The following is a 12,506-nucleotide window of genomic DNA, read 5'->3' as shown; positions in this document are numbered from 1 at the left end:
CAGCTCCTCGCGCCCCTCGGCCCCCCCGGAGAGCGCGGCGATGCCGAGGTCCACCAGGATGGGCCGCCCGTCCTCGTGGATGACGACGTTCTCGGGCTTGAGGCCGCGGTGGACAAGCCCGCAGCCGTGGAGGAAGGCGAGCGGCGCGCACAGTCGGCGCAACAACAGGAGCGCGGAGCCCAAGGACGCGGCGGTGCTGGGAGGGCGCGGCGAAGGCCCTCGGGAGCGCTCCGGGCCCGGTGGGGCGAGGGCGGGCATCGTCTCCGTGCGCTCCAGCGGCCCCAGCCCCAGCCCGGCGGCGGGTTCGAACCCCTGCGGGCAGACGGAGTCGCGCAGGGTGGGGCCCGGCAGCAGGGGCATGGCGTACCAGGGAAGTCCGTCCGCGACCCCCTGGGCCACGACGCGGATGATTCCGGGGTGCCGCACCCGGCTGAGCGCATGGATCTCCCGGCGGATGGTGGCGAGCATCGCCCGGGAGGTGGCCCGCACCGTCTTGACCGCGGCGGCCTCCCCGGTGTCGACGTGCTCACCCCGGTAGACGATGCCCATGCCTCCCCGGCCCAGCACTCCGAGGACCCGGTAGGGCCCCAGGTACTCCGGTGCCTCGGGCGCGCGTGCGGGTGGAGCGCGCATGCCGTCAGGCCTCCCGCTTCTTGAGGCCCAGCACCTTCATCCGGTACGACAGGGTCCTCACCGGAATCCCCAACTGGCGGGCCGCCTCCGTCCGGTTCCAGTTGGCCGAGCGCAGCGTCTTCTCCAGGAGCTGGGATTCGTAGTCCTTCACCTGGGCCTTCAGCTCGGCTTCGGCCCCCGGGGAGTCCTCCCGCCGTGCGACGTCTTCCGGAGGCCGCTGCGATTGCGGTGGGAAGACGTCCAGCGCACGCGTCGCCCGCACCCGCGCCGGAAGGTCCTCGGCCGTGATGAGCTCGCCCGTCGCCACCACCACCGCGCGCTCGAGGGCGTTCTTCAGCTCACGCACATTCCCCGGCCAGGAGTGCGCCTTGAACAGGGCCAGCGCCTCGGGGCTCAGTCCCCTCACCTGCCGGCCATTGGCCTCGTTGGCCAGCGAGAGGAACCGGCGCGCGAGCGGCTCCACCTCTTCCATCCGCTCGCGCAGCGGGGGCAGCTCCAGCACCATCGTGCTCAGCCGGTAGTACAGGTCGTCACGGAACTGGCCCTGCGCCACCATGGCCTCCAGATCGCGGTGGGTGGCCGCAATCACACGCACGTCGACGGCGATCTCCCGCGTGCCTCCCACGCGGCAGAAGCTCCCCGTCTCCAGCACTCGCAGCAGGGCCACCTGCGCCGCGAGCGGCAGCTCCCCAATCTCATCGAGGAACACGCTTCCCTTGTCCGCTTCCTCGAAGACGCCCCGGTGCTGTTGCTGCGCCCCGGTGAAGGCGCCCTTTTCGTGACCGAAGAGCGTGCTTTCGACGAGCTGGGAGGGAATGGCGCCGCAATTGACACGCACCATGCGCCGCTCCCGCCGGGGGCCCTGCTCGTGGATGTAGCGGGCCAGCACCTCCTTGCCGGTCCCCGTCTCGCCCAGGAGGATGACCGGGATGCGCGCGCCGGCCACCCGGGCCGCCGTGGCCAGCAGCCCCCGCATCGCCGCGCCCGCGACGATGGCGGGGCTGGCCTCCGGCGCGCTGCTGTCGGACCAGGCTTCGGAAGCCTGGACCACCGGCTCCCGCGCGGAGGTGCGCTCCAGGGAGCGCAAGGCCCGGTCGATCAGCGCCTCCACCGTGCTGGCCGCCCCCGGATAGACGGCGATGCCCACGCGAGGGGTGCCCCCCGCGACACCCGGGGGCGAGGCCACGGCGCGCGCCAGCCCGAGCGCCGAGGCCGCGTCCACTTCCGGCAGCAGCACGAGCAGCCGGTCCGGTCCGAAGGCGCTCAGCTGGTCGACGGGACGGAGCCGCTCCCGCACGCACCCGATCCAGTCGCCAGGCGCGTCGCCCTCGGGAGCTCGGACCGCGAGGAGGGCGAAGCCGCGCCGCAGGTGCCGGGCCCGGGCCTCCTCGTCATCAAGCTGGCGGCGGAAGCTCTCCTCTCCCGCCGTCCTCGAGCCGCCAGCCCCCAGCCCGTGGACACGCGCCAGCACCTCGCCCAGCAGGACCTCTCCGCCAATGTCCAGCTCCACGCGCTCCACGCGCCGGCCGGAAAGCCAGGTGCCATTGCGGGAGCCGAGGTCCTCCACGAGGACGCGGTTCTCCAGCAGGGTGAAGCGTGCATGCTCTCGCGACAGCTTGCGGTCGGGGACGCGCAGGTCCGCGGGTTCGGCGCGCCCGACAACCACGGGCTGGCCGGGAGTGAGGAGCGCTGTCTCCGCGCCGCCCTGGTGATAGACAACGATGGACAGCCCCGCGTGCGCGGTGGCCTGTCTCGCGACCTCCGCCAGAGGTTCCGTGCCCGTCAACTCCCCCTGCGCTCCGTCGGTCCCCGGCATCATGGGGCGTGATTCTAACGTGAATGGGCTGACTGGAAGGGACACCGCCTCCGCCCAGACTTCGTCGAAATGGACCCAGTCTGGGAGTCCGCGCGTGACGGAAGGGCAAAGACAGCCGGCCCCGAAACTCCACCGCGAGGCCTACTCCAGCATCAGCTTCCGGGCCGCGGCCTGCTTGTGCACGGACTGGATGATGGCCGTGTCGAGCGTCTCCGCGCCCTTGTTCGCGGCGTCCTTCTCCTGCTCCGCCAGGTACTTCACGCGCTCCCCCTGGAGCTTCTGGATGCGGTCCTGGATGTCCGAGCGCTCCTTCGATTTCGCCTCCACGACGGCCTTGCGCTCCTCCACCGACTTGCCCTTCAGCTCCGGCGGCAGCTCTTCTTCCCGGAGTGCCTCGACCTTCACCGTCCCCTTCTTGGCGCCATCCACCAGGTCCCAACTCGAGTTGTCATAGAGGCGGCTCGCCTTGGACGCCGCGCGGGAGGCTGTGGTGCTGGCGCTGACCGAGGCGTTGGAGTCCTGCGCCGCCTGCCGCTGCTTGCCCGCCGAGCCCTGGGCCCCGTAGCCCAGGTAGGTCTTGCTCAGGTCCCCACTCAGCCGGGCGAGCTCCGCGTCCTGCGGGGCGGAGACCTGGGCCACCGCGCGATTCTGATCGATGTTCAGCGACTGCCCCTGGGCGAGCGTCGCCGCGGCCGTCCAACCGTCCTGGGCCCCCACCTGCGAAGGGCCACAGTGGACGGTGTTCACGACGATGCCGTGCTCCTTCGCGCTGGCGACGGCCTTCGAATAGGCAACGGGGCCCTGGGTGAAGGACTCATTGCCCGCGATGTAGATGAGCTTCAAGTCCTCCTTCGACTTGCTCCAGGCCAGCTGGGTGGTGGCCTTCTGGATGACCTGCCCGCAGTACTCATCCCCGCCGTTGGTGCTCAGAGCGAAGAGCTGCTCGGAGACGCGGTCCAGGTCCGTGGTGAAGGGCAGGATCTGGCGGATGTAGCCGGACTCCTTCGGGAGGCTCTCCTTGCCGTATTCGTAGAGCGCGATCTCCAACCGGGCCATCTGGCCGTCGCGACGGGCCTTCTGGAACGTGTTCACCACCGTCCAGAGCTGGCGCCGGGCCTGATCGATGAGGCCATCCATGCTGCTGCTGGTGTCGAGCAGCAAGGCGATCTGCACCCGGGGCGCGGACACGGCCGCGTCCACCATCACGGGCGCGGGGCCTTCAGGCGCCTGACTCGCGGCAGGCGCCATCTGCTTCGCGGCCGCGTTGGGGGCGCCGGCGAACGAGACTTGAGGAAGCGCGAGCAGGCCAAGACCGAGGGCCAGGGACTTGAACATGGGGGTTCTCCAGCGGGGTGGACGGGCTGCACCGTCAGGTCCCCTTGGAACGAACGGGGTCGGCAAAAGGTCTGGAGGCCCCACCGCGCCAGGACGAAAGGCTCCCGCGTCAACCTCCGGCACGGGGTTCCTGGTCCTCCAGAGCAAGCCGTTCAAGCGCCTGACGCCGGGGCTGTTCATCGTGACGAACATCCACCCGGAGAAGAAGGCAGCCGAGGCCGCGCTGAAGAAGGCGGGCGCCTGCAATCCGAAGGTCTCGGGCTACGTCAAGGCACTCTGAGCAGGAAATGAAGTTCAGCCCAGGGTTCATTGAGGGCGGCCGGGCGAGTGTGGAGGGCGAGGCCTTGTCCCCGGGCGGCCGCGTCCTCAGCGTCTTCCAAGGCGGGCACTCACCCCCCGTAGGAGACAACGCCATGAGAACAGGACGCGGTACCCACTTCGGATTCACCGTGCTCGTCGGAGCGATGCTGCTCGCCGCGGGCTGCGCCTCGACGAGCGTCGGCAAGACCTGGAAGAGCCCGGCACTCGCCCAGCTCCCCCCCGTCAAGAAGGTCGTCGTCGTGGCGATGGTGCCGAGCGACGCCACCCGGCAGCAGCTCGAGCAGGAGCTGGTGGCGAAGCTGTCGGAGGAGGGCGTCCAGGCTGTCAAGAGCTCCGACGTCCTCCCTGCGGGAGCAAAGCCCGATAAGGACACGCTCCGGAGCGCCATCGAAGGCCAGGGGTACGACGGCATCCTGGTGGCGCGCTTCGCGGGGATCCATGAGGAGGTCAACGTCGCTCCCGCCATGTCCTACTACGACTACTTCGGGGCCTACGGTCCAACGGACTACTCCGTGACGGAGGAGGCGCGGATGCAGGTCAGCCTCTTCGACGCCCGAGGCGAGAACGGACAGCTGCTCTGGAGCACGAACACCAAGACCTACGAGCCCTCGGACGTGCAGAAAGAGGTCCCGGGCCTCGCGGAGGCCATCGTCAAGAGCATGGCCAAGGACCAGGTGGTGGGAAGCGCGAGCTGACGCAAGGACGCCAGCCGCGCAACGTCGGAGGGAGCCATCTCCTCCAGGGCCTCCAGCAGCGCGCGCAACCGGAGCACGACCTGAAGCACGCGCTGGCCGGAGTGCGGAGCAGCCCAGTCCCCTCCAGTCGCAGCATCCGCGCCTTCTTCGCGCCCGCCTTCGCCGCTGCCTCAACCGGAGGGTCTCCCGGACCGGGCGGCTACGGCCTGGACGGGATCGACAACGAATATCCCACCACCCATCCCAATCTGATCCCGCTCGTCCAGGAGATGCGCTCCGGGCTTCCCGCCGACAAGGCCATCTCCAAGGCGCTGTGGAACGATCTCGATCAGGTACCGTTGCTCGCGAGCCGGCTGAGCTTCGGGTGCATCATGAACCATGGGGACAGCGCGACCAGGACAGGACGACGTCGCGCCCGAGCACCTCGTACGCATCCACCACCTGCCCTTCACCAGCTCCTTGAGCTGGTCATGCCGCACCTCCAGCCTGCCCCAAGGATGGCGCGCCGAGTCAGAGCAGAGGCCGAGCAGTCCCTCGAGGCACACGCTTGCCCAGGCCGCCCCCTCTTCAGGTGTGCGTCAGGAGTCTGGGCTGTGGGGCCTATTGGCGCTGGGCGGCAAGAGCTCACCCACCGCCGACGAACATCCTGTGTCCCCGTGCATCGTTCCGGGGCGTGAAGACTCCTGGGATGGGAACCCTTTCTCCCGCCCAGGGCGCAGGGTCTTCCGGATGGATTGTCACGGCTGACCTCCCAGGACGTCTTTTCATACCCACCTGGGAGGTCGGGTTGAAGATTGATCTCGATTGAGAGCTCACGGAAGGTGAATACACCCGTCGCGCCCTGAAGCCGGGAAGCTTCCGGACGCGAGATCCCGCCCTTGTCCCTGGTTCACGCCCCCGCATGCGCGGGGGCGTCGCGCCGCCCGTGGTCGGGTGGCTGGCGCACGCGTGCGCCAGGAGAGGCATTGATTCAGAACCCGCACCTCGGCCCCGAGGATAGGCCGGGGTGTATCAGGAGTTGTTCCATTGAAAAGGCAGACGATGAAGTGGGGGCGCGCCCCGCTGGGGTGGTGTGTGACGGCTTTGCTCACGCTGAGCGCGGCATGCGGTGAGTCGCTTCCCGCCCCGGAGCCAGGGCCCGAGCCCTCGACGAAGACCGACCAGCGCCAGCGGGTGGACGGGCTGGAGGTGCGGGACGTGGCCGCGGGCGCGTATCACTCGCTGGCCGTCCGAACCGATGGCGTGGTCTGGAGCTGGGGGCAAAACACGGACGGGCAGCTGGGCCGGGGGGTCGCCAGCGCGGTGCCCCAGGCGACGCCCCTGCCCCTCTCCCTGCCCCGGCCGATGATCGCCGTTGCGGCGGGAAGCGGCCACTCCCTGGCGCTCGATGAGACCGGCCATGTCTGGGCCTGGGGACGCAACCACCGGGGGCAGGCCGGCGGCGCGGACCCGGGCGTCCGGGTCCTGGTCCCGACGCAGGTGCCCCTGCTGAGCGGCATCACGAGGATCGCCGCTCGCGCGGACCTGTCGCTCGCCGTGGACGGGAACGGCACCGTGTGGGCGTGGGGGCAGAACGCGGACGGCGAGCTGGGCCAGCCGCAGATGGGCCCGGATGATCAGGCCCATCCGCTGCCGGTCCCGGTCGTGATTCCCGCGCTCGCGCCGGGGGACCCGTACCTTCCGCAGGGGCCATCGGACCTGACGCCCCCGGAAGACGTCACGAAGATCGTCTCGATCGCGGCGGGCGGGCACCACGTGCTGGCGCTGGGACGCACGGGCCGGGTCTGGGGCTGGGGACGCAATGACTTCGCGCAGGTGGGAACCGGCGCGAGCTCCGCACCGATCTTGACGCCCACGCTGCTGCGCACCTGGAAGACGGCGGCCGTCGCGGCGGGCGAGTTCCACTCCCTCCTCTATGACAACGAGGTCCCCCGGCACGCGGTGAGCTGGGGGTTGAATGGTTCGGGGCAAGGCGGACGGAGCTTCGTCAGCGAGCCGCCGTCGCCGTGGCAGTTCCTCCCCAGTCCGTCGGGAGCCGTCCCGGATACGACCGCGGGAGGCGACCTCGCGGCGGGCGACGACTTCAGCCTCTTCGTCCAGGGCTACCCCTATGGCGACCTGGTGACCTGGGGCGCCAACGAAGCCGGTCAGCTGGGGGACACCACGCTGGTCTCCCGGCCTTCAGCGGCCTATGCCCGGCGCTGGGACAGCTACTTCCAGACCTATACGAAGGTGGACTCCGTGGCGCGCGTCGCGGGCGGCGCCCGGCACGGTCTGTCGGTCCACTACGAGCGGTGGGAGTACTCGGGCTGCCCCGTGGTCTGGGCATGGGGTGACAACAGCCAGGGCCAGCTGGGCCTGGGCGGTCTGTCGCCAGGGGTGAGCCGGTTCGTCCAGCCGGGCCTGCCGCTTCGGCTCTTCTACCGGGACCTGGACGGAGACGGCCACGGCGCTCCGGCCGACTTCGTGAATGCGTGCGCGGCGCCTCCGGGCTTCGTCGCCGTCGCCGAGGACTGCGACGATTCGAGTCCGGAGCGCACGCCGGGCGCCGAGGAGCTCTGCGACGGTCTGGACAACGACTGCGACGGGCAGGTGGACGAGGGCGTGTGCACCGTGTGGTACCGGGACGCGGACGGCGACAGCTTCGGCAACGCGAACGACTCGCGCCGGGATGCGACCCGGCCCGCGGGTTACGTGGCGGACGCCACGGACTGCGATGACACCCGGTCGAACGTCTCTCCGCAGGCGTCCGAGGTCTGCGACGGCCTGGACAACAACTGCGAGGGTTCGGTCGACGAGGGCGTGGGCGCGCTCTGGTACCGGGATGCGGACGGAGACGGCCACGGCGACCTGGGCACCTCCGCCGCGGCCTGCGGCCAGCCCGCGGGGTTCGTGTCGAACGCGGGCGACTGCAACGACACCAATGCGGCCATCCGGCCGGGCGCCACGGAAGTCTGCGACAGCGTGGACAACAACTGCAACGGCGCGGTGGACGAAGGCGTGAAGTCCACCTTCTACCGTGACGCGGACGGCGACGGGTTCGGCACGTCGAGCCTGTCGACGCAAGCATGTAGCCAACCCGCGGGCTACGCCTCCAACGCCAGCGACTGCAACGACTCCAGCTCGAGCATCCGGCCCGGCGCGGCGGAGGTCTGCGACAGCGTGGACAACAACTGCAATGGCTCCGTGGACGAGGGTGTGGGCACAACCTGGTATCGCGACGCGGACGGGGACGGCTACGGCAACGCCAGTCAGTCGACGCTCGCATGCTCGCAGCCCTCCGGCTACGTCTCCAACGCTGGCGACTGCAACGACTCCAGCTCGAGCATCCGGCCCGGCGTGGCGGAGGTCTGCGACAGCGTGGACAACAACTGCAACGGTGCGGTGGACGAGGGCGTGGGCTCGACCTGGTACCGCGACGCGGACGGGGACGGCCATGGAAACGCCAGTCAGTCGACCGTCGCCTGCTCGCAGCCTTCCGGCTACGTCTCCAACGCCAGCGACTGCAACGACTCCAACGGTGGCATCCGCCCCGGCGCCACGGAGGTCTGCGACGGCGTGGACAACAACTGCAACGGCTCCGTGGACGAGGGCGTAGGCTCGATCTACTACCGCGACGCGGACGGCGACGGGTTCGGCACGTCGAGCCTGTCGACGCAAGCATGTAGCCAACCCGCGGGCTACGCCTCCAACGCCAGCGATTGCAACGATTCCAATGCGTCCATCCGACCCGGCGCCACGGAGGTCTGCGACAGCGTGGACAACAACTGCAACGGCTCCGTGGACGAAGGCGTGGGCTCTACCTGGTACCGCGACGCGGACGGGGACGGCTACGGCAACCCCAGCCAGCCGACGCTCGCATGCTCACAGCCTTCCGGCTACGTCTCCAACGCTGGCGACTGCAACGACTCCAGCTCGAGCATCCGGCCCGGCGCGGCGGAGGTCTGCGACAGCGTGGACAACAACTGCAACGGCTCCGTGGACGAAGGCGCGGGTTCGACCTGGTACCGCGACGCGGACGGGGACGGCTACGGCAACTCGAGCCAGTCGACCGTCGCCTGCTCGCAGCCTTCCGGCTATGTCTCCAACGCCAGCGACTGCAACGACTCCAGCTCAAGCATCCGCCCGGGCGCGGCGGAGGTCTGCGACGGCGTGGACAACAACTGCAACGGCTCCGTGGATGAGGGCGCGGGCTCGACCTACTACCGCGACGCGGACGGGGACGGCTACGGCAACCCCAGCCAGACGGCGAGGTCGTGTTCGCGGCCTTCCGGCTACGTCTCCAACTCCAGCGACTGCAACGACTCCAATGCGTCCATCCGACCCGGCGCCACGGAGGTCTGCGACAGCGTGGACAACAACTGCAACGGCTCCGTGGACGAAGGCGCGGGCTCGACCTGGTACCGCGACGCGGACGGCGACGGCTACGGCAATCCGAGCCAGTCGACGCTCGCGTGCTCGAAGCCCTCCGGCTACGTCTCCAACGCCAGCGACTGCAACGACTCCAGCTCGAGCATCCGGCCCGGCGCGGCGGAGGTCTGCGACAGCGTGGACAACAACTGCAACGGCTCCGTGGACGAAGGCGCGGGTTCGACCTGGTACCGTGACGCGGACGGGGACGGCTATGGCAACTCGAGCCAGTCGACCGTCGCCTGCTCGCAGCCTTCCGGCTATGTCTCCAACGCCAGCGACTGCAACGACTCCAACGGTGGCATTCGCCCCGGCGCCACGGAGGTCTGCGACAGCGTGGACAACAACTGCAACGGCTCCGTGGATGAAGGAGGCGTCTGCGCCCCCACCTGCCCCAGTGGCTTGACGCTGTGCAACGGGACGTGCGTCAACACCTCCAACGACCTCTTCAACTGCGGATCCTGTGGGTATAGATGCCAGAGCTATGGGATCGCGTGCGTCGAAGGCGTCTGCAAGTACAGCCGCCCCCCCTGAGCACCCCGCGAGTGCAGGTGAGCCCCGGCGCCATGTCATGAGTCGCGGCTCCTGAAGCGAAAAGAAGGGCCCCCTGGCGGAAGCCGTGCCGCCCGGGGGCCTTTGCACCGGTCGCGGACTTCCGCACGCGGCGCAGTGCTTGGACCGTCAGGACACCGTCTGCACTGCCGGGCTCTGTGGAGACACGGAGGGCCCGCGGCGCGGAAGCTCCACCGTGAAGGTGGCCCCACGCCCCGCCTCGCTTTCGACCCGAACCAAGCCTCCCAGCCTTTCGACGAGCTGGCTCACGATGTGGAGGCCCAATCCCAGCCCTCCGTAGTGGCGCGACGACACCGCGCGCTCGAAGGCCCGGAAGATCCGCACGTGCCGTTCCGCCGGGATTCCAATGCCCTGATCCCTCACCTCCAGGCGGGCCGTCACGGCGTCGCCCTCGACCCGGATTTCAATGGGCCTGCCTTCGCCGTACTTGATCGCATTGGAGAGCAGGTTGGTGATGATCTGATCGAGCCGCGACCGGTCCCACACGCCCGGCATTGGAGTGTCGGCGTGAACCAGGAGCCGGGTCCCCGAGGTGGCCAGTTCGGGGGCGAAGCGTGCCGCGATGTCCCGGACCAGCGCGGCGAGATCCACCTCTTCGAGCTCGAGGTCGAGCCGCCCGGCATGGATGCGCGAGACATCCAGCAGCGTGTTGACGAGCTTCGCCATCCGCTTCGCCTGGCGTTCGATGACTTCGAGCGAGTGGGTCACGGTTTCCACCGGTGCGGTGCGAAGCGCTCCCGTCCGGGTGAGGCGCATCAAGCCCTGCACGGACAACTGGAGGGACGTGACCGGGGTCTTCAGCTCGTGCGAGGCAATGGAGAGGAACTCATCGCGAAGCCCGATCGCCATCTGGGCCTGCTGAAGGAGTCGGGCGTTGTCCACGGCCATCGCCGCGCGGCGGGCCAGTTCCTGGGCGAGGGAGAACTCGGCCTGTCCATACGGAGCGCCATCAGACGACCGGGCGAGGGTGATGGCGCCGAGCGTATGGCCCCGTGCGAGCAGCGGCACCGACATCCAGGACCCGAACCCGACGACCCCCGCGGAGGGGCAACCCTCTGGGAAGAACTCCGGCTCTCCGAGGCGGAGCACCCTTCCAGGGCCCTGTTCCGCGTCGAGGTCAGGCGGCGCGCAGTGGACCCTCTCCGGTGACATGGCGCGGAGCGCTTCGGAGCGGGCCTCGGTGAGCCGCAGGAAGGAATGGTCGTGGTCCAGGAGGTCGACCGTGCACCAGTCGGCGAACCGCTGGACGGTCAGCGCGGCCACGCTCCGCAGCGAGTCCTCGGGGGCGAGCGAGCCGGCGAGCAGCCCGGAGGCTTCCGCCAGGAACGCGGATCTCCCTTCCTGCTCCTCGGCCCGGGCACGCGCCTGCTGCTCGCGCTGAAAGGTCTGGTCGCGCTCCCGCTCGGCCTGACGTTGCTCCGTGATGTCGATACCGGTGCCGATGACATACTCAATGGCTCCCGTCTCGCCGCGAAGGACGTTGCTGGACCAGGAGATGAGCCGTCGCTCCCCCTGCCGTGTCAGCCAGTGACTCTCGTACTGTTCGTGCCCCTGGCCCGCCGCGAGCACGGCGAAGTTCTTCACGACCCGCTCCGTGTCTTCCGGTGGCTGGAGCCGCTTCCAGAACTGCGCACCCCGGAGCTCCTCGAACGTGTAGCCCGTCACCTCCTGACACGCCCGGTTGAAGCGGACGATCCGGCCTTCCGGATCCAGGACGATCACCAGTGCGCGGGCCGTATCCAGGACCGCCGAGCTGAAGTCACGCTCGCGCTGGAGCTCCCGCTCCGTGCGCTGTCTCGCGGTGATGTCCCGGAAGTAGACGGCCCGCCCATAGTAGACACCGTCCTCGCTCACCACCGGGGCGTTGTACTGGTCGAACACCCGACCATCCTTGAGCCGAAGCTCGTCGTGTCCCGACGCGTCGACGTGTTCGAAGAAGGAAGACGCGCGTGCCAGGAACGTGGCGGGCTCCTCCACGAGCTTCGCGATCGCGTGGAGCAGGACCTCGTTCGATGCGGATTGGATCTCCTGCTCCAGTCCCCACATCTCCACGAGGCGGCGGTTGTGGATGAGAATCCTCCCGTCCGGGGAGGCGATCAGGATGCCTTCGACGGAGGCTTCGCTCATGGACTCCAACAGCGTCTTCTGCTGGTGGAGATCGCGCTCGCTGTCCAGGGTCCACGCGAAGAGCTGCCGGTGGACGAGCGCGGTGCGCAGGACGCTGCCCAGTCGCTCCACCATGCCCCGGTACTGCCGCGGCAGATGCGGCTCGCGGTCGAAGTACAGCAGCAGCGAGCTGGAGATGTGCCCCGCGCCCGGCGCGGAGTCAGCGATGGGCACGGACCAACGCACGAGTCCCGGCGATGCGAGCTCCGGATAGGGCAGGCCTGCCCCGGTGGGCCCCGGAATCGGGAGTCGGCGGGATGCCGTGGAGAGTCCGCTCGCGCCTTGAAGCTGGATCCGTCCCTGTGAGTCCGTCTGGAGCCAGAGGGCGACCATGCACCCCAAGCGCTCCGCGACGCGGTCCAGGAAGGAGTCCGCGGGTTTGTTCGGATCGAAGAGGTCGAGCGCGGCGATGGTGAGCTCCTGGAGCACGCTCAGCAGGGCGAGCCGCTCCTCGGTGAGCTTGTGGTCCTCGTCCGCGCAGTGCTCCTCCATGCCCCCCACCCGGCCCCTCACGCAGGAAAGGCGAGCACCACCGCCGTTTTGTTGTGGAACTGGGG

The 12,506-nt window shown here is 69.4% G+C and carries 6 protein-coding genes; 2 read left to right on the top strand and 4 right to left on the bottom strand.

From position 1 onward, the window contains the following. From D7V93_RS25190 to D7V93_RS25180, 3 genes are all read right to left on the bottom strand, one after another. On the bottom strand, positions 1-633 hold a 633-nt coding region (locus D7V93_RS25190), incomplete at its 3' end, for a protein kinase domain-containing protein (protein ID WP_147451310.1). 4 nt (positions 634-637) lie between these two features. After that, complete coding sequence (locus D7V93_RS25185; protein WP_244237501.1) at positions 638-2,452, bottom strand: sigma 54-interacting transcriptional regulator; 1,815 nt, start codon at positions 2,450-2,452, stop codon at positions 638-640. A 138-nt stretch (positions 2,453-2,590) separates the two neighbouring features. Next, positions 2,591-3,784 (bottom strand): vWA domain-containing protein, encoded by a 1,194-nt coding sequence (locus D7V93_RS25180; RefSeq protein ID WP_158623849.1) that lies wholly within the window; start codon positions 3,782-3,784, stop codon positions 2,591-2,593. A 413-nt stretch (positions 3,785-4,197) separates the two neighbouring features. On the opposite strand from D7V93_RS25180, the gene D7V93_RS25175 reads away from it, so the two are divergent. Both D7V93_RS25175 and D7V93_RS25170 read left to right on the top strand, forming a co-directional pair. After that, positions 4,198-4,800, top strand: a complete 603-nt coding sequence (locus tag D7V93_RS25175) for a hypothetical protein (RefSeq protein WP_147451309.1) — start codon at positions 4,198-4,200, stop codon at positions 4,798-4,800. Positions 4,801-5,874: 1,074 nt separating this feature from the next. Then, positions 5,875-9,744, top strand: a complete 3,870-nt coding sequence (locus tag D7V93_RS25170) for a MopE-related protein (RefSeq protein WP_158623848.1) — start codon at positions 5,875-5,877, stop codon at positions 9,742-9,744. Between the two features lie 147 nt (positions 9,745-9,891). Here D7V93_RS25170 and D7V93_RS25165 read toward each other — a convergent pair whose 3' ends face one another. Then, positions 9,892-12,441, bottom strand: coding sequence for a PAS domain-containing sensor histidine kinase (locus tag D7V93_RS25165; RefSeq protein WP_120645818.1), 2,550 nt, complete (start codon positions 12,439-12,441; stop codon positions 9,892-9,894). Positions 12,442-12,506 lie beyond the last annotated feature (65 nt).

The organism is Corallococcus llansteffanensis (assembly GCF_003612055.1).
GTDB lineage: Bacteria > Myxococcota > Myxococcia > Myxococcales > Myxococcaceae > Corallococcus > Corallococcus llansteffanensis.
This window is presented reverse-complemented; position numbering and strand designations above follow the sequence as displayed.

Bases quoted from the DNA above. Each gene is read 5' to 3' on its own strand.
- D7V93_RS25165 (WP_120645818.1), bottom strand. From the start codon at position 12,441: ATGGAGGAGCACTGCGCGGACGAGGACCACAAGCTCACCGAGGAGCGG.
- D7V93_RS25185 (WP_244237501.1), bottom strand. From the start codon at position 2,452: ATGATGCCGGGGACCGACGGAGCGCAGGGGGAGTTGACGGGCACGGAA.
- D7V93_RS25175 (WP_147451309.1), top strand. From the start codon at position 4,198: ATGAGAACAGGACGCGGTACCCACTTCGGATTCACCGTGCTCGTCGGA.
- D7V93_RS25180 (WP_158623849.1), bottom strand. From the start codon at position 3,784: ATGTTCAAGTCCCTGGCCCTCGGTCTTGGCCTGCTCGCGCTTCCTCAA.